This is a genomic window from Pseudomonas sp. Pseusp3 (assembly GCF_047304225.1).
GTDB lineage: Bacteria > Pseudomonadota > Gammaproteobacteria > Pseudomonadales > Pseudomonadaceae > Aquipseudomonas > Aquipseudomonas fluorescens_CD.
This window is the reverse complement of record NZ_JBGLYV010000042.1, coordinates 20,671-44,911: the sequence shown is the minus strand read 5'-3', so window position 1 is coordinate 44,911 and position 24,241 is coordinate 20,671. Positions and strand designations below refer to the sequence as shown.

23 protein-coding genes and 1 tRNA gene are annotated in these 24,241 nt (G+C 59.8%); 8 read left to right on the top strand and 16 right to left on the bottom strand.

From position 1 onward, the window contains the following. Positions 1 to 137: 137 nt before the first annotated feature. The 7 genes from ACCD00_RS16085 (at position 138) to ACCD00_RS16055 (ending at position 9,262) form a co-directional block, all read left to right on the top strand. A complete protein-coding gene (locus ACCD00_RS16085) occupies positions 138 to 1,646 on the top strand; it encodes a sigma-54-dependent transcriptional regulator (RefSeq protein WP_413425991.1) in 1,509 nt (502 codons plus the stop codon). A 430-nt stretch (positions 1,647 to 2,076) separates the two neighbouring features. Beyond that, the gene (gene gcvH / locus ACCD00_RS16080) at positions 2,077 to 2,460 is read left to right on the top strand and encodes a glycine cleavage system protein GcvH (protein WP_007996035.1); all 384 of its coding nucleotides are present in this window, start codon (positions 2,077 to 2,079) and stop codon (positions 2,458 to 2,460) included. 11 nt (positions 2,461 to 2,471) lie between these two features. Continuing rightward, positions 2,472 to 5,324: an aminomethyl-transferring glycine dehydrogenase gene (gcvP, locus tag ACCD00_RS16075; protein WP_413425988.1), complete on the top strand. Its 2,853-nt coding sequence runs from the start codon at positions 2,472 to 2,474 to the stop codon at positions 5,322 to 5,324. A gap of 201 nt (positions 5,325 to 5,525) precedes the next feature. Continuing rightward, a complete protein-coding gene (locus ACCD00_RS16070; protein WP_413425986.1) occupies positions 5,526 to 6,902 on the top strand; it encodes an L-serine ammonia-lyase in 1,377 nt (458 codons plus the stop codon). A gap of 36 nt (positions 6,903 to 6,938) precedes the next feature. Then, positions 6,939 to 8,063, top strand: a complete 1,125-nt coding sequence (gene gcvT, locus ACCD00_RS16065) for a glycine cleavage system aminomethyltransferase GcvT (RefSeq protein WP_413425984.1) — start codon at positions 6,939 to 6,941, stop codon at positions 8,061 to 8,063. A 402-nt stretch (positions 8,064 to 8,465) separates the two neighbouring features. Then, positions 8,466 to 8,678: a cold-shock protein gene (locus ACCD00_RS16060; protein WP_007931076.1), complete on the top strand. Its 213-nt coding sequence runs from the start codon at positions 8,466 to 8,468 to the stop codon at positions 8,676 to 8,678. A 95-nt stretch (positions 8,679 to 8,773) separates the two neighbouring features. After that, entirely contained in the window at positions 8,774 to 9,262 is a 489-nt protein-coding gene (locus tag ACCD00_RS16055; protein WP_413425982.1) for an RDD family protein, read from the top strand. Between the two features lie 150 nt (positions 9,263 to 9,412). Here the strand turns inward: ACCD00_RS16055 and nadA are convergent, their stop codons facing one another. Beyond that, the gene (gene nadA / locus ACCD00_RS16050) at positions 9,413 to 10,471 is read right to left on the bottom strand and encodes a quinolinate synthase NadA (RefSeq protein WP_008019227.1); all 1,059 of its coding nucleotides are present in this window, start codon (positions 10,469 to 10,471) and stop codon (positions 9,413 to 9,415) included. A 352-nt stretch (positions 10,472 to 10,823) separates the two neighbouring features. On the opposite strand from nadA, the gene ACCD00_RS16045 reads away from it, so the two are divergent. Continuing rightward, positions 10,824 to 11,780 carry an alpha/beta fold hydrolase gene (locus ACCD00_RS16045; protein ID WP_413425980.1) on the top strand — a complete coding sequence of 319 codons (957 nt, stop codon included), beginning with the start codon at positions 10,824 to 10,826 and terminating at the stop codon, positions 11,778 to 11,780. Between the two features lie 98 nt (positions 11,781 to 11,878). Here the strand turns inward: ACCD00_RS16045 and ACCD00_RS16040 are convergent. From ACCD00_RS16040 to aspS, 15 genes are all read right to left on the bottom strand, one after another. Further along, positions 11,879 to 11,954, bottom strand: a tRNA-Lys gene (locus tag ACCD00_RS16040). Between the two features lie 63 nt (positions 11,955 to 12,017). Beyond that, positions 12,018 to 12,710 carry a 7-cyano-7-deazaguanine synthase QueC gene (queC, locus tag ACCD00_RS16035; RefSeq protein WP_057398977.1) on the bottom strand — a complete coding sequence of 231 codons (693 nt, stop codon included), beginning with the start codon at positions 12,708 to 12,710 and terminating at the stop codon, positions 12,018 to 12,020. A 1-nt stretch (position 12,711) separates the two neighbouring features. After that, on the bottom strand, positions 12,712 to 13,359 hold the full coding sequence (queE, locus tag ACCD00_RS16030; RefSeq protein WP_413425979.1) for a 7-carboxy-7-deazaguanine synthase QueE: 648 nt from the start codon (positions 13,357 to 13,359) through the stop codon (positions 12,712 to 12,714). A gap of 166 nt (positions 13,360 to 13,525) precedes the next feature. Continuing rightward, complete coding sequence (ybgF, locus tag ACCD00_RS16025) at positions 13,526 to 14,365, bottom strand: tol-pal system protein YbgF (protein WP_413425977.1); 840 nt, start codon at positions 14,363 to 14,365, stop codon at positions 13,526 to 13,528. 6 nt (positions 14,366 to 14,371) lie between these two features. Further along, complete coding sequence (pal, locus tag ACCD00_RS16020) at positions 14,372 to 14,869, bottom strand: peptidoglycan-associated lipoprotein Pal (protein ID WP_003178634.1); 498 nt, start codon at positions 14,867 to 14,869, stop codon at positions 14,372 to 14,374. A 52-nt stretch (positions 14,870 to 14,921) separates the two neighbouring features. Beyond that, a complete protein-coding gene (gene tolB / locus ACCD00_RS16015) occupies positions 14,922 to 16,202 on the bottom strand; it encodes a Tol-Pal system beta propeller repeat protein TolB (RefSeq protein ID WP_177323544.1) in 1,281 nt (426 codons plus the stop codon). Between the two features lie 17 nt (positions 16,203 to 16,219). Continuing rightward, a complete protein-coding gene (gene tolA, locus ACCD00_RS16010; RefSeq protein ID WP_008015803.1) occupies positions 16,220 to 17,299 on the bottom strand; it encodes a cell envelope integrity protein TolA in 1,080 nt (359 codons plus the stop codon). Next, complete coding sequence (gene tolR / locus ACCD00_RS16005) at positions 17,299 to 17,751, bottom strand: protein TolR (protein WP_162130292.1); 453 nt, start codon at positions 17,749 to 17,751, stop codon at positions 17,299 to 17,301. Before tolR ends, tolA begins: the two co-directional genes overlap by 1 nt. Before the next feature lie 23 nt (positions 17,752 to 17,774). Then, positions 17,775 to 18,470 carry a protein TolQ gene (gene tolQ, locus ACCD00_RS16000; RefSeq protein WP_007977321.1) on the bottom strand — a complete coding sequence of 232 codons (696 nt, stop codon included), beginning with the start codon at positions 18,468 to 18,470 and terminating at the stop codon, positions 17,775 to 17,777. Next, a complete protein-coding gene (ybgC, locus tag ACCD00_RS15995) occupies positions 18,460 to 18,927 on the bottom strand; it encodes a tol-pal system-associated acyl-CoA thioesterase (protein ID WP_085714501.1) in 468 nt (155 codons plus the stop codon). Before ybgC ends, tolQ begins: the two co-directional genes overlap by 11 nt. A gap of 127 nt (positions 18,928 to 19,054) precedes the next feature. Then, the gene (ruvB, locus tag ACCD00_RS15990) at positions 19,055 to 20,116 is read right to left on the bottom strand and encodes a Holliday junction branch migration DNA helicase RuvB (RefSeq protein ID WP_413425974.1); all 1,062 of its coding nucleotides are present in this window, start codon (positions 20,114 to 20,116) and stop codon (positions 19,055 to 19,057) included. Further along, on the bottom strand, positions 20,117 to 20,725 hold the full coding sequence (ruvA, locus tag ACCD00_RS15985; RefSeq protein WP_007995640.1) for a Holliday junction branch migration protein RuvA: 609 nt from the start codon (positions 20,723 to 20,725) through the stop codon (positions 20,117 to 20,119). It lies immediately after the preceding gene. Positions 20,726 to 20,839: 114 nt separating this feature from the next. Then, positions 20,840 to 21,364, bottom strand: coding sequence for a crossover junction endodeoxyribonuclease RuvC (gene ruvC, locus ACCD00_RS15980; RefSeq protein WP_008015799.1), 525 nt, complete (start codon positions 21,362 to 21,364; stop codon positions 20,840 to 20,842). A gap of 158 nt (positions 21,365 to 21,522) precedes the next feature. Continuing rightward, on the bottom strand, positions 21,523 to 22,269 hold the full coding sequence (locus tag ACCD00_RS15975; protein ID WP_007995641.1) for a YebC/PmpR family DNA-binding transcriptional regulator: 747 nt from the start codon (positions 22,267 to 22,269) through the stop codon (positions 21,523 to 21,525). Between the two features lie 128 nt (positions 22,270 to 22,397). Next, a complete protein-coding gene (gene aspS, locus ACCD00_RS15970; protein WP_413425971.1) occupies positions 22,398 to 24,173 on the bottom strand; it encodes an aspartate--tRNA ligase in 1,776 nt (591 codons plus the stop codon). Positions 24,174 to 24,241 lie beyond the last annotated feature (68 nt).

Genomic DNA, 24,241 nt, shown 5'->3' with positions numbered 1-24,241 from the left:
CTGATACACCGCTTTCGCGAGCAAGCCCGCTCCCACAGGAGGATCATCGCCCCATTGAAGTCCGCGCAGGATTTCACCATTAGCCCGCCCCAAGGCATACTTGCCACCCTCCGCACTGCAGAACCCGAAACCGCCCCATGCGTATCCACGTCAGCTTCATCGACCGCGTCGGTATCACCCAGGAAGTCCTGGCCCTGCTCGGCGGGCGCAATCTGAACCTGGATGCGGTGGAAATGGTCCCGCCCAATGTTTACATCGACGCTCCGACCCTGAGCCCGCAAGTCCTCGAGGAACTGCGTGATGCCCTGTTCAGCGTGCGTGGCGTGCAAGCGGTGACGGTGGTCGACATCCTGCCCGGCCAGCGCCGGCACCTGCAGCTCGACGCGTTGCTGGCCGCCATGACCGACCCGGTGCTGGCGCTGGACAGCGACGGCAAGGTGCTGCTGGCCAACCCGGCCCTGATCGCCCTGTACGGCCGCGAACCCGACGGCGAAAGCGTGGCCGACCTGTTTGCCGACCCGGCCTTGCTCGACACCCTGCTCGAACACGGCTTTCGCCTGCCGCTGCGGGAAATCACCGTCAACGGCCAGACCTTGTTGCTCGACGCCACACCGATCACCGACGCCGGCGCCTTACTGACCCTGTACCAACCGAACCGCATCGGCGAACGCCTGTCCGCGCTGCACCATGACCATGCCGAAGGTTTCGATGCACTGCTCGGCGAATCCCCGGTGATCCGCACCCTCAAGGCGCGCGCCCAGCGGGTGGCGGCCCTCGACGCACCGCTGTTGATCCAGGGCGAAACCGGCACCGGCAAGGAGCTGGTGGCCCGCGCCTGCCACGCCATCAGCGCCCGGCACAGCGCGCCGTTTCTGGCATTGAACTGCGCGGCATTACCGGAGAACCTCGCCGAAAGTGAACTGTTCGGCTACGCCCCCGGCGCTTTTACCGGCGCGCAACGAGGTGGCAAGCCAGGGCTGATGGAACTGGCCAACCAGGGCACGGTGTTTCTCGATGAGATCGGCGAGATGTCGCCGTATCTGCAGGCCAAATTGCTGCGTTTCCTCAACGACGGCAGTTTTCGCCGGGTCGGCGGTGACCGTGAGGTCAAGGTCAACGTACGGATTCTCAGTGCGACCCACCGCGACCTGGAAAAAATGGTCAGCGAAGGCCTGTTCCGCGAAGACCTGTTCTATCGCCTCAACGTCCTCAACGTTGAAGTGCCGCCGCTACGCGAGCGCGGCCAGGATATTCTGCTACTGGCCCGTTACTTCATGCAGCAGGCCTGCGCGCAGATCCAGCGCCCGGTCTGTCGCCTGGCGCCGGGCACTTACCCGGCGCTGCTGGGCAACCGCTGGCCGGGCAACGTGCGGCAATTGCAGAACGTGATCTTCCGCGCCGCGGCGATCTGCGAAAGCAGTCTGGTGGACATTGGCGACCTCGACATCGCCGGCACCTCGGTGGCCCGCCAGAGCGACCATGACGTCGACAGCCTCGAGCAGGCCATGGACGAATTCGAGAAAACCCTGCTGGAAAAACTCTACGTCAGCTATCCCTCGACCCGGCAACTCGCGACCCGCCTGCAAACCTCCCATACCGCGATTGCCCATCGGTTGCGCAAGTACGGGATTCCGGGCAAGGCTTGAGGCCTCACCGCAGATCCCTGTGGGAGCGGGCTTGCTCGCGAAGGCGGTACATCAGTCAATACATCGTCGCCTGCCACTACGCTTTCGCGAGCAAGCCCGCTCCCACATGAGCTTCGTCAAATTCAAAACCGGGTTCAAAAACGACCTCCACCTGTACTGAAAGCGCTACAGCGGAACGATATCGCTACACCCCTCTCCGATCACGGCTGTGCAAGGCTTTGATCCACCTCGGCTTTTATCCTTGACATACGCCGTATCGATTTCGCTACAGTGATTGAATTTCAGCGTTTGTCGAAACCACCTAAATCATTGATCAATAACAATAAAAACAACGTTGGCCGCGTTCTTGCTATGTAGTCCTCCATAACCAGGGCATCGCCCAAGCATTCAATCGCGTCCACCAGACGAGTCTGGCCCCTTAGGAGTTTCCATGAGCGAGTTGCGTTTTACTGAAGATCACGAATGGCTGCGCACCGAAGCTGACGGCAGCGTCACCGTCGGCATCACCGCTTTCGCACAGAACGCCCTGGGCGACGTGGTTTTCGTTCAACTGCCTGAGCTGCAGTCCTACGACAAAGGCGCCGAAGCCGCCACCGTGGAATCGGTAAAGGCCGCCAGCGGCGTGTACATGCCGCTGGATGGCGAAGTACTGGAAGTGAACCCGGCGCTGGACAGCAGCCCGGAACTGGTCAACGAAGATCCGCTGGGTGAAGGCTGGTTCTTCCGTTTCAAACCAAGCGACGCCGCCGCCGTCGGCCAACTGCTGGATCAGGACGCCTACGACCGCCTGATCAAAGCCCAAGCCGAAGCCTGAGGAGCACCGACATGACTCAAATCAATCTGACCACCGCCAACGAATTCATCGCCCGTCACATCGGCCCGCGCGCCGGTGACGAGCAAGCGATGCTCAACAGCCTCGGTTTCGACTCCCTGGAAGCCCTGAGCGCCAGCGTGATTCCCGACAGCATCAAGGGCACCAGCGTCCTCGGCCTGGAAGACGGCCTGAGCGAAGCCGATGCCCTGGCCTTGATCAAGTCCATCGCAACTAAAAACCAGCTGTTCAAGACCTACATCGGCCAAGGCTACTACGGCACCCACACGCCGTCGCCGATCCTGCGCAACCTGCTGGAAAACCCGGCCTGGTACACCGCCTACACCCCGTACCAGCCAGAAATCTCCCAGGGCCGTCTCGAAGCGCTGCTGAACTTCCAGACCCTGATCAGCGACCTCACCGGCCTGCCGATCGCCAACGCTTCCCTGCTCGACGAAGCCACCGCCGCTGCCGAAGCCATGACCTTCTGCAAACGCCTGAGCAAGAACAAAAGCAGCCACGCTTTCTTCGCCTCCGTGCATTGCCACCCGCAGACCCTCGACGTACTGCGCACCCGTGCCGAGCCTCTGGGCATCGACGTGGTGGTGGGTGACGAGCGTGAACTGAGCGACGTGACGCCATTCTTCGGCGCCCTGCTGCAATACCCGGCGAGCAACGGTGACGTGTTCGATTACCGCGAGCTGACCGAACGCTTCCACGCTGCCAACGCCCTCGTCGCCGTGGCTGCGGACCTGCTGGCCCTGACCGTGCTGACCGCCCCTGGCGAATTCGGCGCCGACGTGGCCATCGGCAGCGCACAACGCTTCGGCGTGCCGCTGGGCTTCGGTGGCCCACACGCAGCGTACTTCTCCACTAAAGACGCATTCAAACGTGACATGCCGGGCCGCCTGGTCGGTGTTTCGGTAGACCGCTTCGGCAACCCGGCCCTGCGCCTGGCCATGCAGACCCGCGAGCAACACATCCGTCGCGAGAAAGCCACCAGCAACATCTGCACCGCGCAAGTACTGCTGGCCAACATCGCCAGCATGTATGCCGTGTACCACGGTCCAAAAGGCCTGACGCAGATCGCCAATCGCGTGCATCACCTGACTGCAATCCTGGCCAAAGGCTTGAGCGCACTGGGTCTGAACGTCGAGCAAGCGAGCTTCTTCGACACCCTGACCGTGAAGACCGGCGCTCAAACCGCCGCCCTGCACGACAAGGCGCATGCCCAGCGCATCAACCTGCGCGTGGTCGATGGCGAGCGCCTGGGCCTGTCCCTGGACGAAACCACCACTCAGGCCGACGTTGAAACCCTGTGGAGCCTGCTGTCCGACGGCAAGGCCCTGCCGGACTTCACCGCCCTCGCCGCCTCGGTACAGAGCACCATCCCGGCCGCGCTGGTGCGTCAGTCGCCGATCCTCAGCCACCCGGTGTTCAACCGCTATCACTCGGAAACCGAGCTGATGCGTTACCTGCGCAAACTGGCGGACAAGGACCTGGCGCTGGACCGCACCATGATCCCGCTGGGTTCGTGCACCATGAAACTCAACGCCGCCAGCGAAATGATCCCGGTGACCTGGGCCGAGTTCGGCGCCCTGCACCCGTTCGCCCCGGCCGTGCAAAGCGCCGGCTACCAGCAACTGACCGACGAACTGGAAGCCATGCTTTGCGCTGCGACCGGCTATGACTCGGTGTCCTTGCAACCAAACGCCGGTTCCCAGGGTGAATACGCCGGTCTCCTGGCGATTCGTGCCTACCACCAGAGCCGTGGCGAAGACCGTCGCGACATCTGCCTGATCCCGTCGTCGGCCCACGGCACCAACCCGGCCACTGCACAAATGGCCGGCATGCGTGTCGTCGTCACCGCTTGCGATGCCCGTGGCAACGTCGACATCGAAGACCTGCGCGCCAAGGCCATCGAGCACCGCGAACACCTCGCTGCGCTGATGATCACCTACCCGTCGACCCACGGTGTGTTCGAAGAAGGCATCCGCGAAATCTGCGGCATCATTCATGACAACGGCGGCCAGGTGTACATCGACGGCGCCAACATGAACGCCATGGTCGGCCTCTGCGCACCGGGCAAGTTCGGCGGCGACGTTTCGCACCTGAACCTGCACAAGACCTTCTGCATTCCGCACGGCGGTGGCGGCCCGGGTGTCGGCCCGATCGGCGTGAAATCGCACCTGGCGCCATTCCTGCCGGGCCACGCACAGATGGAGCGCAAGGAAGGCGCCGTTTGCGCGGCACCGTTCGGCAGCGCAAGCATTCTGCCGATCACCTGGATGTACATTCGCATGATGGGCGGCGCGGGTCTCAAGCGTGCATCGCAGTTGGCGATCCTCAATGCCAACTACATCTCCCGTCGCCTCGAAGAGCACTACCCTGTGCTGTACACCGGCAGCAACGGCCTGGTGGCGCACGAGTGCATCCTCGACCTGCGTCCGCTCAAAGACAGCAGCGGCATCAGCGTCGATGACGTGGCCAAGCGCCTGATCGACTTCGGCTTCCACGCGCCGACCATGTCGTTCCCGGTGGCTGGCACGTTGATGATCGAGCCGACCGAAAGCGAATCCAAGGAAGAACTGGACCGCTTCTGCGATGCCATGATCCGCATCCGCGAAGAAATCCGCGCGGTGGAAAACGGCACCCTGGACAAGGACGACAACCCGCTGAAAAACGCTCCGCACACTGCCAAGGAACTGGTCGGCGAGTGGTCGCACCCGTACAGCCGTGAGCAAGCGGTTTACCCGGTTGCGTCGCTGATCGAAGGCAAGTACTGGCCACCGGTCGGTCGCGTCGACAACGTGTTTGGCGACCGCAACCTGGTCTGCGCCTGCCCGTCGATCGAAAGCTACGCTTAAACCAATGAGGGGCGGCTTGCCCGCCCCTCTCAAGAACACCGCATATCCCCTTGTGGGAGCGGGCTTGCTCGCGAAAGCGGTGGGTCAGACAACATTGATGGTGACTGATCCACCGCTTTCGCGAGCAAGCCCGCTCCCACGGGGATCTGCGATACCCCCCTGTTTCCGCCAATTCCTATAACAAGAAACCGGAGAACCACCATGTCGTTAAGCGTGTTCGACCTGTTCAAGATTGGCATCGGCCCCTCCAGCTCCCACACCGTCGGCCCGATGCGCGCCGCTGCGCGTTTCGTCGAAGGTTTGCGTCGTGAAGGGCTGCTGACGGCCACCACCTGCGTCAAAGTCGAGCTCTACGGCTCGCTCGGCGCCACCGGCAAGGGCCACGGCAGCGACAAGGCGGTATTGCTCGGCCTGGAAGGCGAGCATCCGGACACCGTGGACACTGAAACCGTCGCCGCCCGTCTGCAAGACATTCGCGGTAGCGGTCGCTTGAACCTGCTCGGTGAACACAGCATTGCGTTCAACGAGAAAGAACACCTGGCGATGATTCGCAAACCCTTGCCCTATCACCCCAACGGCATGATCTTCCGCGCCTTCGACGCCGCCGGCCTGCAAGTGCGCAGCCGCGAGTACTACTCGGTCGGCGGCGGTTTTGTGGTTGACGAGGACGCCGCCGGCGCCGACCGCATCGTCGAAGACGCCACGCCCCTGACCTTCCCGTTCAAAAGCGCCAAGGATCTTCTCGGTCATTGCGTCAAGTACGGGCTGTCCATCAGCCAGGTGATGCTGACCAACGAAAGCGCCTGGCGCCCGGAAGCGGAAACCCGCGCCGGCCTGCTGAACATCTGGCAAGTGATGCAGGACTGTGTGGCCGCCGGTTGCCGCAATGAAGGCATCCTGCCCGGCGGGCTGAAGGTCAAGCGCCGGGCCGCCGCGCTGCATCGGCAATTGTGCAAGAACCCGGAATCGTCGTTACGCGATCCGCTGTCGGTGCTCGACTGGGTCAACCTCTACGCCCTGGCGGTCAACGAAGAGAACGCCAACGGCGGGCGCGTCGTAACGGCGCCCACCAACGGCGCGGCCGGGATCATTCCGGCGGTGCTGCATTACTACATGCGCTTCATCCCCGGCGCGACTGACGACGGCGTGGTGCGCTTTCTGCTCACTGCCGCCGCCATCGGCATTCTGTACAAGGAAAACGCCTCGATTTCCGGCGCCGAAGTCGGCTGCCAGGGTGAAGTCGGCGTTGCCTGTTCGATGGCCGCCGGTGCCTTGTGCGAAGTGCTGGGCGGCAGCGTGCAACAAGTGGAGAACGCCGCGGAAATCGGCATGGAACACAACCTCGGGCTGACCTGCGACCCGATTGGCGGGCTGGTGCAAGTGCCTTGCATCGAGCGCAACGCCATGGGTTCGGTCAAAGCCATCAATGCCGTGCGCATGGCCATGCGCGGCGACGGGCAACACTTCGTCTCCCTCGACAAGGTCATCCGCACCATGCGCCAGACCGGCGCCGACATGAAAAGCAAATACAAGGAAACCGCCCGTGGCGGTTTGGCGGTCAACATTATCGAGTGCTGATGTGCGCTCATCTGCACCCTTCTTCAGGAGCTGAATATGTCCACCGAACAACTGTTGAAAACCCCGCTGCACGCACTGCACATCGAACTCGGCGCGCGCATGGTGCCGTTCGCCGGCTACGACATGCCCGTGCAATACCCGCTGGGCGTGATGAAAGAACACCAGCACACCCGTGACCAGGCCGGGCTGTTCGATGTCTCGCACATGGGCCAGATCCGCCTGACCGGTGCCAATGCCGCCAAGGCTCTGGAAACCCTGGTGCCAGTGGACATCATCGACCTGCCAGTGGGCATGCAGCGTTACGCGATGTTCACCAACGCCACCGGCGGCATCCTCGACGACCTGATGGTCGCCAACCTGGGCAACGACGAACTGTTCCTGGTGGTCAACGCCGCCTGCAAGGACCAGGACCTGGCGCATCTGCGCAAGCACATTGGCGACCAGTGCACGATCGAGCCGCTGTTCGAAGAGCGCGCCCTGCTCGCCCTGCAAGGCCCGGCGGCGGTTACCGTACTGGCGCGTCTGGCCCCGGAAGTGGCGAAGATGACCTTCATGCAGTTCGCCCGCGTGAAACTGCTGGGCGTGGACTGCTTTGTCAGCCGCTCGGGTTACACCGGTGAAGACGGTTTCGAAATTTCCGTACCCGCTGCCAACGCCGAAACCCTGGCTCGTGCGCTGCTGGCTGAAGCGGAAGTGGCTGCCATCGGCCTTGGCGCCCGCGACTCCCTGCGCCTGGAAGCCGGTCTGTGCCTGTACGGCCATGACATGAACACCGAGACCAGCCCGATCGAAGCAAGCCTGCTGTGGGCCATCTCCAAGCCACGTCGTGCCGATGGTGCTCGTGCCGGCGGCTTCCCGGGCGCCGAAAGCGTATTCGCCCAGCAACAGGCAGGTGTCAGCCGCAAACGCGTCGGCCTGTTACCGCAAGAACGCACGCCGGTGCGTGAGGGTGCCGAGATCGTCAACGAAGCCGGCGACATCATCGGTAGCGTCTGCAGCGGCGGTTTCGGGCCGACCCTGGGCGGGCCGCTGGCCATGGGTTATGTCGACAGCGCATATATCGCACTGGACACCCCCGTCTGGGCGATCGTTCGTGGGAAAAAGGTGCCTTTGCTTGTAAGCAAAATGCCATTTGTTCCACAACGCTACTATCGCGGCTGATTGAATGTTCCTATAAGTAACGCGGTTGCGTTAACAGCGCACTAATGTGTAACGCAACCGCCATAAAATAGTGCATTGTTTGGCTCTAAGCTTCGATTATGAACTTTGCTTATAACGTTCGAAAGCATTTGAACAACGTTAGCGTATAAGGCCTCGCTAGTGGACTGACTTTGCCATCAACCTGAGGAAATACGGGGCCTTCACAGGGCTTGTTTTTTCTCCCGTAGTTGGCGTAGAGTTTGTTCACTGTGTTTGCATGGGTCGCTTGGAATCGTGACCTGGGCAGTAGCCTACAAGTTAGCTACATCCCGTTCGACGTCTTCTTACTCTCCTGCAACCAGCCCCAGTACTCTTTCATGAGAAAGAGACTGTCATTAATTTTTGCGTCAAAGGAAATAAGAAATGTCCCAACGTCAGAGCGGTACCGTCAAGTGGTTTAACGACGAGAAAGGTTTTGGTTTTATCACTCCAGAAAGCGGTCCGGATCTGTTCGTGCATTTCCGCGCTATTCAGGGCAACGGTTTCAAGAGCCTGAAAGAAGGCCAGAAAGTGACCTTCATCGCCGTGCAGGGCCAGAAAGGCATGCAGGCTGACGAAGTACAAGCAGAAGGCTAATCTTCTGTAACGAAAAAGCCCCTGATGCTGACATCAGGGGCTTTTTTGTGCGCGTAAATCCGTAAAATGGCTTCTTTTTTCGCCGAGAGCCTGTCATGTCGAAACACCTGCTTACCCCCCAGGGCGACTTTCCTGCCGCTGGCCTGGGTCGTCGTCTGGCAGCCATGTTCTATGACTTCCTGCTGTGCACCGCCCTGCTGATCGTCACCAGCGGCATCTACAAGATGGTCCAGATGGCGATCATCGGCGAAGAAAGGATGCGCACCCTGACCGAAGCGGGTGCGCTGGACGGTGATCCCCTGCTCTCCACAATTCTGTTGTTCGTACTGTTCGGCTTTTTCGCCAAATTCTGGACCTGGTCCGGTCAGACCCTGGGCATGCAGGTCTGGTGTATCCGGGTGCAGAATGCCGATGGCTCGTCCATCAGCCTGTGGCAGGCGCTGTTGCGCTTTGTCGTGTCGATCGCTTCACTGCTGTGTGTTGGCCTTGGGTTCATCTGGTCGCTGTTCGACAAACAGAAACGCAGCTGGCATGACATGTATTCCAACACCCGGCTGGTGCGGATTCCGAAGAAAAGCAAGTAATCCCTGAACACAAAAACCAATGTGGGAGCGGGCTTGCTCGCGAAGAGGGTGCCTCAGCCAACCTCGATGTCGACTGATACACCGCCTTCGCGAGCAAGTCGGATCGCCGCACCGCCGCTCCCACAGTTTTTGCGGCTTGCCTGAAAGATCTCAGGCGTTACCCGCCAATTTCATCCGCGCTGCGGCGGTGAAATCAAGCATGCGCTTGAGCGGCCGAATCGCCTGCGGGATCAGGGCCGGATCGACAAAGATCTCGTTCGCCCCTTCTTTCAACGCCTTCAGCGTCCGCTCAAGGGTGTTCATGGCCATCCAGGGGCAATGCGCACAACTGCGGCATGCCGCGCCGTTACCCGCCGTCGGGGCTTCGATAAAGACCTTGTCCGGGCACAGCTGCTGCATCTTGTAGAAGATGCCGCGGTCAGTCGCAACGATCAGCGTCTTGTTCGGCAAGCTCTGTGCCGCCGCGATCAACTGACTGGTGGAGCCTACGGCATCGGCCAACTCGATCACCGATGTCGGCGACTCAGGGTGCACCAGAATCGCCGCATCCGGGTACAGCGCCTTCATGTCTTCAAGCTGCTTGGACTTGAACTCTTCGTGAACGATGCAGGCACCGTCCCACAGCAGCATGTCGGCACCGGTCTGACGCTGGATGTAGGTTCCCAGGTGCTTGTCCGGGCCCCATATGATGGTCTCGCCGTTGTCCATCAGGCTTTCGACGATTTCCAGCGCACAGCTTGAGGTCACAACCCAATCCGCTCGGGCTTTTACCGCAGCGGAAGTGTTGGCGTACACCACCACCGTGCGCTCCGGGTGTTGGTCGCAGAACGCGGAAAACTCGTCCACCGGGCACCCCAGGTCGAGCGAACAGGTCGCTTCGAGCGTCGGCATCAGTACGCGCTTTTCCGGGTTGAGGATCTTGGCGGTCTCGCCCATGAACTTCACGCCGGCGACGACCACGGTCCTGGCTGGATGGGCGTTGCCGAAGCGGGCCATTTCCAGCGAATCGGAAACACAGCCGCCCGTCTCTTCGGCCAGCGCCTGAATGACAGGATCACAATAGAAGTGGGCTACCAGCACTGCGTCCTGAGCCTTGAGCTCGGCAGCGATGGCAGCACGGTAATAAGCCTCTTCATCGGCGGTCAGCGGCTTGGGCTGTTTGGCGTCGAGGTGGGCTTGAACCAGAAGGCGTTCGGAAATTTGCGTCATGTTCGCAAGACCTGCAGGCGCATTCGCGCGAAAGTCGAGTATACACCCGGCTCCGGACCCTTCGGGGTACCGCCGGGAAAGTGGGTATTCATCAGGCACGGACAGCGTTGAAGCTGCGCAAGGCTACAGAATATCCGACGGATGCAAAAGATGATTCTGACCAGGGTGATGAATAGACGCGCCCTGATACAAGGCCTATGGCCTTGATCCTTGAGGAAAAACATTCGCCGTTGCAGTTATCGCACAAAACCTGAATGGCTTTGCCACTAACCTGCGCAAGGACTGATAGAAGCGTTAAGCCGGCTAAAGGAAACCGGCCAACCGAAACTGGAACAACCAAAGGACTGAACTCATGTCGATCCAACGCCTGATCAAGATCATGACCGCCTCAACCTTGCTGCTCACGGCATGGCTGATGTCTTCAACACTCGTCCTGGCGGGTGAGGATCTGAATCCAGCCTCGACAACCCGGCATTGTGAAACCCCACCCCTCTGCGCGCGCCTGATCCAGGCAGGCAACAGCGCCTGGTCGTATTACGAAAGCGAGCGGCAGGGGCCAACGGTGATCCTGATCCACGGCTTTTCATCAAGCAAACAAGCCTGGTTCGAATTTGGCAAGGCATTGAGTTCGCGTTTCCACGTCATCATCCCCGACCTCCCAGGCTGGGGAGCCTCCACTGACAATGAATATTCCAGCTACAACATCGAGGCGCAAGCGACCCGGCTCCATGAGTTTATCCTGGCGCTCGAAGCCGAGAACTTCACCCTCATCGGGCATTCAATGGGTGGAGCCATCGCCGGCGTGTATGCAGCCGATCAACCGCAGCGCGTCAGCCGGCTGGTATTGGTAGGCGCACTGGGGCTGAGCTTCAAAGACAATGATTTCATGCGGGAGTTGAATGCTGGAGGCAATCCATTTATCTACGATGATCGCGCTGGCGTTGAACGCACCGCCCGCCTCGTCTATCTGAACCCTCCACAGATGTCTGACCGGCAAGTGCAGGAAGCAATCCTTGCCAACCGCGCACAGCGAGCGATTATCGAATCCACCCTGGCGCAGATTCGCCCCTCCTCGCAATGGCTCGCCCTCGACCACCGGCTGATAAAATTGAACATGCCGGTACTCGGCATCTGGTGTCGCGAGGATAAAGTGATTGATGTCTCGGCACTGGACACGTTGCGTAACGGTCTTCCTGCCGGTTCAGCGAACGACTCGGCCATCCTTGAAGGGTGCAACCACCTGCCGATGATCGAACGCCCGGCCGAGACGCTTCAAGCACTGGACGCTTTCCTTGCAACGAGCGACTAGCCCAATGCAGCGGTGGCACGGGCACTTTTTTGCGGGCAAAAAAAAATCCGGAAATCCTCACTTGCGTGGGCCTTCCAGACTTTTAAAACAGCTAAAAATGGTGGGTCGTGTGGGATTCGAACCTACGACCAATTGGTTAAAAGCCAACTGCTCTACCAACTGAGCTAACGACCCGCTGTGTGGTGGCGCGTATAATACTGATTTTTAAGGACTATTCAACACCTATTTTAAAATAAATCAAAAATAAGGTGTTGGATCGCTGATTCCGGCCGCCGCGAAGCCTTCTGCACGCAGTCGGCAGCTGTCGCACTTGCCGCACGCACGACCATCATCGTCTGCCTGATAGCAGGAAACGGTCAGCCCATAGTTCACGCCAAGCTTCACGCCCGCCTGGACGATCTGAGCCTTGCTGAGGTTTTGCAGCGGTGCCTGGATCCGGAAGCCATTGCCTTCCACGCCGGCTTTGGTTGCCAGGTTGGCCATGCGCTCGAACGACTCGATGAACTCGGGACGACAGTCCGGGTAACCGGAGTAATCCACCGCATTGACGCCGATGAAGATGTCGCGCGCACCGAGCACTTCAGCCCAGCCCAGGGCCAGGGACAGGAACACCGTGTTACGCGCAGGCACGTAAGTCACCGGAATGCCCTCTCCCAACTCTTCCGGAATGTCGATACTGCTGTCGGTCAGCGCCGAGCCGCCCATGCCGTTCAGGTTCAGACCGATCACCTTGTGCTCGACCACCCCCAGGTCTCGGGCCACGCGTTCGGCAGCGTGCAATTCGGCGTGGGACCGCTGACCATAGTCGAAGCTCATGGTGTAGCAGCTATAGCCTTCGGCGCGCGCCATGGCCACGACGGTCGCCGAGTCCAGGCCACCGGACAGCAGGATGACCGCACGTTTTTCAGGAGTGTTCAGTTGTTCAGTCATTTCAGCGCCCCGGCTCGTCATTCCATAGATATTTATGCAGCTGCAATTGCAAACGCACTGGCAGGTTGTCCGCCACCACCCAATCCGCCAGATCCCGCGCATTGAGATCGTGGTGACTTGGCGAGAACAGGACCTCACCGGCCCGCTGGTCCAGACCGTACTGGATCAGCTTGGAAACGGACCAGTCATAGTCCTCCCGCGAGCAGATGACAAACTTCACCTGATCGTTGGCCGTGAGCAGCTCAATGTTTTCGTAGCGATTGCGGTGTGCTTCCTTCGAACCCGGGGTTTTCAGGTCGACAACGCGACTGACCCGGGAATCTACCGCCGAGATATCAATGGAGCCACTGGTTTCCAGCGACACTTCGTAACCGGCGTCACACAAGCGCTTGAGCAAGGGAATGGCGTTGGGTTGCGCCAGGGGCTCGCCGCCCGTGACACAGACGTATCGCGGACGGAAACCGGCGACCTGCTCGAGGATGTCGTCGAGCGTGCGAATGGTTCCGCCTGTGAACGCGTAGGCGCTGTCGCAGTATTGGCAACGCAACGGGCAACCGGTCAGGCGCACAAAAACAGTGGGCAGGCCGGCGGTCCGAGTTTCACCCTGCAACGAGTAGAAAACTTCGGTGATTCTCAATGTGTCTTGCATAGTCGCCACGGGCGTAACAGCTAAACAGGCTGTCCGCCTCCGTCAGGCACTTCAAGGAACCCCGGCAATGCGCAGATCCCAAAAAGCGTGTTTCAGAAAAAGGGGATGAATTCTAACGAAAAAACCCGCGACAAGCGCGGGTTTCTTCAAAACGGGCCAGGCAGCCTTACATTTTCTGCAGATCGCGCTGGGCCAACTGGGCGGCGGACGTGCCCGGATACTGGGACACCACCTGCTGCAGAATGCCCTTGACCCGGTCGGTGTGACCCAGGCGACGCTCTACGTCAGCGAGCTTGTACAGCGAGTCCGGCACTTTGGCGTGCTTGGGATACAGCTGCGAAACCTTGGCAAACGCTTGACCTGCGCCTTGCAGATCGCCTTTGGCCAGGTTCACTTCGCCCAACCAGTATTGGGCGTTGCCCGCGTACTGACTGTTCGGGTATTTGCGCAGGAACGCCGAGAAAGCCTGGCTGGCCTTGTCGAAGTCCTTGGCCTTGATCAGGTCGAAGGCAGCATCGTAATAGAGCTTTTCCTTCGCCGGATCTGCCGGCTCGCTACCCGCAGCAGGTGCTTGAGCGGCGGCTGCGCCTGCTGCCGCACCTGCGGCTGCACCGGCGGCGCTCAAATCACCACCGGTGGAAGAATTTTCAGGAGTCGCGGCTGGTGCAACGCCGGTTCCTATGCGCCGATCAAGATCCTGGTATCGCTCCAGGTTTTCCTGCTTCATGCGCGCTACATCGTTTTGCAGAACTTCAATTGCACCTTGCTGGCGCTCGATCTGTTGCTGCATTGATTGCAGTTGGTTGAACAGCTCGCCCTGTGCCGAGACAGGGGTCGAAACCCCTCCCCCGGCATAGGCGCCGTTCGTACCGTAACCTGCAGGCGGATAACTGCTCCCGCTATTGTTATAACCGGAGTTGTCATCGACCACAGGAACCGCAGCCCACACCGCAAGCGGCGCGAGGCTGAGAGCCAGAACAGTTACAGCACGACGGCACGTTCGCATGACGAATTACTTACGCAGTTCGACGCGACGGTTTTGAGCCCAGGACTGCTCGTCGTTGCCGGTAGCAACTGGACGCTCTTCGCCGTAGGAAACCAGTTCCAGCTGAGCTGGGGAAACACCTTGCAGTACCAGGTAGCGCTGAACGGCTTTCGCACGACGCTCGCCCAGTGCCATGTTGTACTCACGAGTACCACGTTCGTCGGTGTTGCCTTCCAGAACAACGCGAGCGCCGTTTGCTTTCAGGTCTTTGGCGTGAACGTCCAGAGCGCGCATGGCTTCTGGCTTCAGGTCCGAGCTGTCGTATTCGAAGTAGAAAGTGGTGATTGCGCGCAGAGCAGCTTCTTCGCTCAGGGAGCCGTCAACTGCACCAGTGTTTGCGCCGTAACCAGCGTTTGGATCTACCGCGCCTTCACCGGCATTGTCGCCGCCTTTGGACGAGCAACCTACAGCTACAGCCATGGCCAGTGCCAGCGCAGCAAATTTACCAAACTTCAGCATTTCCATCGTGAAACTCCTAATGAACCCCAGTGTGTTAAGTAAAACGTATAGCGCCGCGTCAGTTCAGGTAAGGGGACCAGGAAGGTTCTCTGACTTCGCCTTGTGCGGTAGGAAGCGGGAGCCTTACGCGTCCATTGATGGACACGAGCATCAAGACTCCCCGGCCCTGCTGGCGGGTGGCGTAGATTACCATGGTGCCGTTGGGCGCGACAGTAGGCGACTCGTCCAGAGTGCTATCAGTGAGGATTTTTACACTACCGCGTTGCAAATCCTGGGCCGCCACCTTGAAATTGGTGAAGCCATCCTGACGGTGAATCATGACAAGCGTCTTTTCATCAGCCGACAATTTAGGGTTGGCGTTGTAGTTGCCGACGAAAGTCACGCGTTCGGCACCGCCACCACCCGCGCTGGTCTTGTAGATCTGCGGTTTGCCGCCACGGTCGGAAGTGAAGTAGATGGTCGAACCATCCTTGCCCCAGAACGGTTCGGTGTTGATGCCAGGACCGTTGGTGACGCGGCTGATCTGACGCGAACCCAGGTTCATCACGTAGATGTCCGGGTTGCCGTCTTTCGACAGCACGAACGCCAGGCGATTGCCATCCGGCGACCAGGCTGGCGCACCGTTCAGGCCTTCAAAGTTGGTGATCTGCTCACGGCGACCGGTGTCGATGTTCTGCATGAAGATCCGCGGACGCTTCTGCTCGAAGGAGACATAGGCGATGCGCTTGCCATCCGGTGCGAAACGCGGCGACAGGATCGGCTCGCGCGATTGCAGCAGGGTCACGGCGCGGGCACCGTCGTAGTCCGAACGTTGCAGGGTGTAGCGAGTGTTGTTCTCGGAGAAACGCTCGGCCGTCACGTACAGCAGGCGAGTCGAGAAGGCACCCTTGATACCCGTGAGCTTTTCGAACGACTGGTCAGAGATGTAGTGCGCCATGTCGCGCAACTGATCGACGCCGCCCGATACGCTGCCGGTCAGCACTTGCTGCTCGGTGGCCACGTTGAACAGTGCGTATTGCACCTGCAGGCGACCGCCCGCCGGAACGATGCTGCCGACCATGACGTACTGGGCACCCAGCGCCTTGAAGTCACGGAAGATGATCTCGCTGGCCTGGCTCGGCTGGCTGATCATGTTCTGCTTTGGAATCGGCGAGTAGTAACCCGAGTTGCGCAGGTCGTTACCGATGATTTCAGCCATGTCGTCCGGCAGCACGCTACCGCCCTGGAAGCCGAACGGAACAACTGCGATCGGGGTGGCCCGATCGCTGCCACTGGTGACCAGAATGTTTTTCTCATCTGCCATCGCGATCCCTGCCATGCAGCAGATCACGACGAGCATTCCTCGAAGGAGGTTTCTCACGGGGCTAGATCCTCAGGTGTGAATGTCATCTTGAATGAACGATACGGAGCAAAATCACTCGGCTTCATTCCCTGCATTTCTGTCAATCGTCCAATATTCTTCACTGCCGCTACGGCCGAAGCGTCAAACGGACCGTCGCCACTGGACTTGAGCACCTTGACCGAAGTCACCGTACCGTCCGGCAACATGCCGATTTGCAGCTGAACCGTCATGCCTTTGCGGGCCGAAGGTGGACGAGCCCAGCCTTCCGCTGCACGTATTCGAATCAGGTCATCGAAACTGCCGGCGACTTCGTCACCCTGCTCATCGGCCAAGGCCTGCTGACGCTGCGGCGTGTCGGAAAGCAAATCTGCCAGGGCCTGAGCCTTTTTGTCTTCGGCGGACTTACGTGCCGCATCCTGCGATTTCTTCTTCGCAGCATCGGCAGCAGCTTTCTTCTTCGCTTCCTCGGCGACCTTCTTCTTCGCCTCTTCAGCCTCGGCTTTCTTCTTGGCGTCTTCCGCGGCTTTCTTCTTCGCGTCTTCGACGATCTTCTTCTTGGCTTCTTCAGCGGCCGCTTTCTTGGCCTCTTCTTCAGCAGCTTTCTTGGCTTCTTCTTCAGCTTTCTTCTTGGCTATATCAGCCAATTGTTTCTCTTCTGCCTTCTTGGCTTCCGCGGCTTTCTTCGCATCGTCGGCTTTCTTGGCTTCATCAGCCTTTTTCGCCTCGTCCGCTTTCTTGGCTTCGTCGGCCTTCTTGGCTTCCTCGGCCTTTTGAGCCGCCTCTTCTTTCTTTTGTTCCGCGGCCTTCACCGCTTCCTGCTCGACCTTTTTCTGTTCCAACTGTTCGACTTCGGTCTGACGCGCAGCAGATTTCTGCGCTTCACCGGCAATCTTCTGATTGGTCTGGGTGGTCGCCCGACTTTTCGATTTCAGCTGGTACAAGGTCGCCTGGACAATCGGCTTGGCCGGCGGCAGTTCCGGGGTAAAGGCAAAACTGACGAACAGCATGCCGAACACCAGCACGTGCAAGCCAATCGCCCAGACACTAGGCCAGAAGTAGCTTTCCGAGGCGGACGGCTCTCGCTGTTGCTGCATCAGGGCGCCTCGGTAATCAAGCCAACATTACCGACCCCGGCTTTCTGCAACCCGCCCATGGCCCCCATGACAGAACCGTAATCGACGGATTTGTCACCGCGAATGAAGACTTGGGTGTGCTTGCCGTTTTCATTGCCGACGCGAATGATCTTGGTCACGGCGTCAGTCATCTGCGGCAACGTCATGGCCCGGTCTTGCTGCTTGTCCGTGTCGACTTCGCTACCAAGGTTCCAGTAGTAGGTCTTGTCGGATTTGATGGAAATGGTCAGGACCTGGGTGTTGTTGTCCTGCGGCAAGGCTTCGCTGGAAACCTTGGGCAGATCAACTTTCACGCCCTGATTGAGCATCGGCGCGGTCACCATGAAGATGACCAGCAGCACCAACATCACGTCGATGTAAGGCACCACGTTCATCTCGGCGACCGGCTTGCGCTTTTTGCGAGCTCGAGCGATTAAAGCCATTGGAAATTACCTGCTTATTCTTCGCTGGTGTGCACTTTGCGGTGCAGGATCGCCTGGAACTCGTCGGCGAAGGTGTAGTAGCGGCCCAGCAGGGTTTCGCTGCGAGCAGCAAAACGGTTGTAGGCGATAACGGCTGGAATGGCAGCGAACAGACCGATGGCCGTGGCGATCAGTGCTTCGGCGATACCCGGGGCCACAGTGGCCAGGGTCGCTTGCTGGGCGGTTGCCAGACCACGGAAGGAGTTCATGATCCCCCAGACGGTACCGAACAGACCGATGTACGGGCTGACGGAACCGACGGTGGCCAGGAAGGGCAGGCTCTGCTCGAGCTTTTCTTCTTCGCGGGAAATGGCGACGCGCATGGCACGGGCCACGCCTTCCATGACCGCTTCCGGATCAACGCCTGACTGCTGGCGCAGACGGGAGAATTCCTTGAAGCCGGCACGGAAGATTTGCTCGACACCCGAATCAGGGTCCGGGTTGCTGCCGGCCTGACGGTACAGCTTGGACAGGTCGATACCCGACCAGAAGCGCTCTTCAAAGCTCTCCAGGGCACGTCGACCGGCGCGCAGCAGGTTGCTGCGCTGAAAGATCATGATCCACGAGGTCACCGATGCGGCTACCAGGGTCAGCATTACCAGTTGCACCACGATACTGGCATTGCTGACCAGGCTCCACATGGAGGAATGGTCGACGACGTTAGCTTCCACGCTTTATCTCCTGCTTTGAGTGTGTACCCGCGCCGCTCACGTCGGCAAAGGCCGCTCGCAGAGCTTCGGGAATGGCCCGGGGTTTCAAACTGTCGGTGCGCACACAGGCCACCAAAAACTGCCCTTCGCAGAGCAGCGCATTATCCGTTGCCCGCCTGACCTGCTGTTTGAAGCGCAGGCTGGCACGGTTCAATTCGATTACTTCAGCGCTTACCAGCAGTTCGTCATCCAGTCGCGCCGGCGCGTGGTAGCGCGCTTCGCTGGAATGCACGACGAACAACAGGTCCTCCCCTGCCAGCTGCGATTGGGCAAAGCCCAGATCTCGTAGCCGCTCGGTTCGAGCCCGTTCCATAAACTTGAGGTAATTGACGTAATACACGATGCCGCCCGCATCGGTGTCCTCGTAATAAACGCGACAACGATGTGCGAAAGGCTCAAGCCCGTTTTGCGCGCGCATACTCTAGTGCTTACTCCTCAGGTTGCCAATCCGGCCAGGCAACTGTTTTTCATTGATCTGCGGCTTTCTCGTGAAAGTACGGTCCTGGGACCCTACATTGCCCGAAAAAATCAGCACGCAACGTTAATTAATCGTCACTGGCATCGAGGAACTCGTCTGCCACGGGCATTTCGCCCAATCGTGACGGAATGTTTAAACCGAAATGCAGGTAGGCATAGCGCGTCACCACCCGTCCCCGTGGCGTGCGCATGATGTAGCCCTGCTGGATCAGGTAAGGCTCCAGCACGTCTTCAATGGTGTGACGCTCTTCGCTGATGGCGGCGGCCAGGCTGTCGACTCCGACCGGCCCGCCGTCGAATTTCTCGATCATGGTCAGCAACAGACGCCGGTCCTGGTGATCGAAGCCGCGCTCGTCGACGTCCAGCAGGTTCAGCGCGAGGTCGGCGATCGGCTTGGTGATATGCCCCTTGGCGCGAACTTCAGCGAAATCACGCACCCGGCGCAGCAGACGGTTGGCAATCCGTGGCGTGCCACGGGCACGGCGGGCGATCTCGAAGGCGCCCTCCGGGTCCAGCGGCAAACCAAGGATGCTTGCCGAGCGGCTGACAATGGTCGACAGATCGGCGTTGTTGTAGAACTCCAGGCGCTGGACGATCCCGAAACGGTCTCGCAACGGATTGGTCAGCATCCCCGCCCGCGTCGTTGCGCCGACCAGGGTGAACGGCGGCAGATCCAGCTTGATCGAACGCGCGGCCGGGCCCTCCCCGATCATGATGTCTAGCTGGAAATCCTCCATGGCCGGATACAACACCTCCTCGACGATGGGCGACAGACGATGGATTTCATCGATGAACAGCACATCGTGAGGCTCAAGGTTGGTCAACAGCGCCGCGAGGTCACCCGGCCGCTCCAGCACGGGCCCCGAGGTGCTCTTGATCGACACCCCCATTTCCTGGGCGATGATGTTGGCGAGGGTGGTCTTGCCAAGGCCGGGGGGCCCGAAGATCAGCGTGTGATCCAGGGACTCGTTACGACCGCGAGCGGCTTGGATGAACAACTCCATCTGCTCGCGAACGGTCGGCTGACCAATGTATTCGGCCAGGCTGACCGGGCGAATCGCCCGGTCCTGGACTTCTTCGCGCTCACGCGGGCTGTGCGTGGCAGCGATCAGACGATCAGCTTCAATCACTTAGATCATTCCCTTCAAGGCGCGGCGGATCATGTCTTCACTGCTCAAACCTTTCTCCTTGATCGCAGACACTGCCTTGCTGGCTTCCTGGGGTTTGTAGCCCAGGGAAATCAAGGCGCTGACGGCGTCATTTTCGGCAGTGTTCACCGGAGCGGGTCCATCCGGCTGGTTAGGCACCAGGGCGAACATGGCCGGTACGGTTTCCCAGGCCTTGAAGCGATCCTTGAGTTCGACCAGCAAGCGTTCGGCGGTTTTCTTGCCGACACCCGGGACCTTGGTCAGCGCCGAAGTGTCCTGGGACTGTACGCAACGAACCAGTTCATCGACTTCCAGGCTCGACATCAAGGCCAGCGCCAGTTTCGGCCCGACACCGTTGAGGCGGATCAATTCGCGAAAGAAATCGCGCTCACGCTTGCCGACAAAACCATAAAGTAACTGTGCGTCTTCGCGCACGACCAAATGGGTGTGCAAGGTCAGCGGTTCACCGACCGACGGCAAGCGGTAAAGAGTCGTCATGGGCACTTCAAGTTCATAGCCCAGGCCATTTACATCCAGAATCAGATGTGGAGGCTGCTTCTCAGCCAGGGTGCCGCGCAAACGTCCAATCACGTTACAAATCCTTGAGCGTTGGCCAGCTCTGGGCCAGCGACTGATAGAGCGAGGGAATATCGCCGACAACCCAGGCGAAACGCCCCCACTCCATAAAAATGCTTGCTGATGCTATCAGAGACGCAGGCGCCCGCCACGACTGCGTGCTGCTCCCAGGCCATGGGGCAACAGACTGGAACGGGTATGAGCATGGCAGATGGCAATGGCCAGGGCGTCCGAAGCATCGATCTGCGGCTTGCTGGTCAGCTTGAGCATGTGCATGACCATCATCTGCACCTGCTCCTTATTGGCCGCACCGGTACCGACGACGGCCTGCTTGACCTGGGTTGCGGTGTATTCGGCAATTTCCAGGCTTTCCTCGGCACCTGCCACGATCGCAGCACCACGGGCCTGCCCCAGCTTCAGGGCGGAATCGGCGTTACGGGCCATGAACACCTTTTCGATCCCCATGGTCACCGGATGGTACGTCTGAATGATCTCCCGCACCCCACGATAGACAATCTGCAGTCGCTCATGCAGCTCGCCGGCACCGGTGCGGATACAACCGGAGGCGACGTACTCACAGCCACGGCCGGTATCACGAACCACACCGTAACCGGTGATGCGCGAACCGGGGTCGATACCAAGAATTAAAGTCATAACGCCTGCAGGCTCAGTAAAAGCACGATATTCAATACAACGAATAACAAATGTGGGAGCGGGCTTGCTCGCGAAAGCGGTTTCATATTCAGCAACAACGTTGCCTGCAAATCCGCGTTCGCGAGCAAGCCCGCTCCCACATGGGACATTGTTGCCCTTTAGCCTAGCTGTGCGGCCACCGATTCCGGAATTTCCGCATTGGAATAGACGTTTTGCACGTCATCCAGGTCTTCGAGCATATCGATCAGCTTGAGGACTTTCTCGGCACCTTCCAGATCGAGTTCGGCACTGGTGGTCGGCAACATGACGATTTCCGCGTCATCACCCTTGAAACCCGCCGCTTCCAGTGCGTTACGCACGGAATAGAAGCCGGCGAACGAGGTGAAAACGTCGATCGAACCGTCTTCATTGGTCACCACGTCATCGGCGTCGGCTTCCATGGCCGCTTCCATCAGCGCGTCTTCGTCAACGCCGGCAGCGAAGGAGATCTGCCCCTTGCGTTCGAACAGATAGGCCACCGAACCGTCAGTCCCGAGGTTGCCACCGCACTTGCTGAACGCGTGACGAACAGCGGCTGCGGTGCGGTTACGGTTGTCGGTCATGCATTCGACCATCACCGCCACGCCACCCGGACCGTAACCCTCGTAGGTCAGTTCGACCACGTCGTCCGTGTCGGCTGCGCCGGTACCGCGGGCGACAGCACGGTCGATGATGTCGCGACTCATGTTGGCACCCAGGGCCTTGTCCAGGGCCAGACGCAGGCGTGGGTTGGAGCCCGGGTCGCCACCGCCCTGACGGGCAGCAACGGTCAGCTCACGAATCCACTTGGTGAAGATCTTGCCCCTCTTGGCATCCTGACGTTCTTTGCGGTGCTTGATGTTCGCCCACTTGGAATGACCTGCCATAACTCGCTCCGAATTCTCTTTGAAACATTGCCCGCTACGCTGCATTGCGCCAGCCGACAAACAAAAGTCTTGAACAACTCTGCCTAAAAGGAAAGGGCGCATCCCGAGATGCGCCCTTCAGGTCAAGCTTACTCAGCCTTGGGCGTTTCGCGCAGACGAATGTGCAGTTCGCGCAATGCCTTGGCGTCCACCTGGCCCGGCGCCTGAGTCATGACATCTGCCGCGCTCTGGGTTTTCGGGAAGGCGATCACTTCACGGATCGACTGGGCGCCGGTCATCAGCATCACCAGACGGTCCAGACCGAAGGCCAGGCCACCGTGCGGCGGTGCGCCGTATTTCAGGGCGTCGAGCAGGAAGCCGAATTTCTCTTCCTGTTCCGCTTCGTTGATGCCCAGCAGGCGGAACACCGACTGCTGCATCTCCTTGCGGTGGATACGGATCGATCCGCCACCCAGTTCGGTGCCGTTCAACACCATGTCGTAGGCACGGGACAGTGCGCCAGCCGGATTGGCTTCCAGCTCTTGCGGGGTGCACTTCGGTGCGGTGAACGGGTGGTGCAAGGCGGTGAAGCTGCCGTCGTCGTTCTCTTCGAACATCGGGAAGTCGACGACCCACATTGGTGCCCACTTGCAGGTCAGCAGGTCCAGGTCGTGGCCAAGCTTGATCCGCAGTGCGCCCAGGGCTTCGCTGACGATCTTCGCCTTGTCGGCGCCGAAGAACACGATATCGCCGTCGACCGCACCGACGCGATCGAGGATCACGTTCAGGTTGGCTTCAGGAATGTTCTTCACGATTGGCGACTGCAGGCCTTCGACGCCATTGGCGCGCTCGTTGACCTTGATGTACGCCAGGCCCTTGGCACCGTAGATACCGACAAACTTGGTGTAATCGTCGATCTGCTTGCGCGGCATGCTTGCCCCGCCTGGAACGCGCAAGGCAGCGATGCGGCATTTCGGGTCATTGGCCGGGCCGCTGAACACCTTGAAGTCGACTTCCTTGAGCTGGTCGGCAACGTCAACCAGTTCCAGCGGGTTACGCAGGTCTGGCTTGTCGGAACCGTAGCGGCGCATGGCTTCTTCGAAGGTCATGTGCGGGAAATCGCCGAATTCCAGATCCAGCACTTCCTTGAACAGGTTGCGGATCATGGCTTCGGTCAGGCCCATGATGTCTTTTTCATCGAGGAAGCTGGTCTCGATGTCGATCTGGGTGAATTCCGGCTGGCGGTCGGCACGCAGGTCTTCGTCACGGAAGCACTTGGCGATCTGGTAGTAACGGTCGAAGCCGGCCACCATCAGCAGTTGCTTGAACAGCTGCGGCGATTGCGGCAAGGCGAAGAACGAACCGGCGTGAGTACGGCTCGGCACCAGGTAGTCGCGCGCGCCTTCAGGGGTGGCGCGGGTCAGGATCGGCGTTTCTACGTCGAGGAAGCCGTTCTCGTCGAGGAAGCGGCGGATGCTGGTGGTCATGCGCGAACGCAGACGCAGCTTCTCGGCCATTTCCGGACGACGCAGGTCGAGGAAACGATAGCGCAGGCGGGTTTCTTCGCCGACGTCGGAGAATTCGTTCAACGGGAACGGCGGGGTTTCCGACTCGTTCAGTACTTCCAGCTCATAACCGAGGACTTCGATCATGCCCGACGCCATGTTGGCGTTGGTCGCACCGGCAGGACGCAGGCGAACCTTGCCGGTGATCTTCACGACATACTCGCTGCGCACGCGGTCGGCTGCGGCGAAGGTTTCAGCGCGGTCCGGATCGAACACGACCTGGGCCAGACCATCACGATCACGGATATCGAGGAAAATCACCCCACCGTGGTCACGGCGACGGTGGACCCATCCGCAAAGGGTAATTTCCTGGCCGTCCAGGCTTTCGTTCAGTTGGCCGCAATAATGGCTGCGCATCATGGTCGTGGTTTCACTTCTCGTAATTCGAAATTCGGTTGGAGATCCTACAGCAGCCCCGCCTTTAAAAA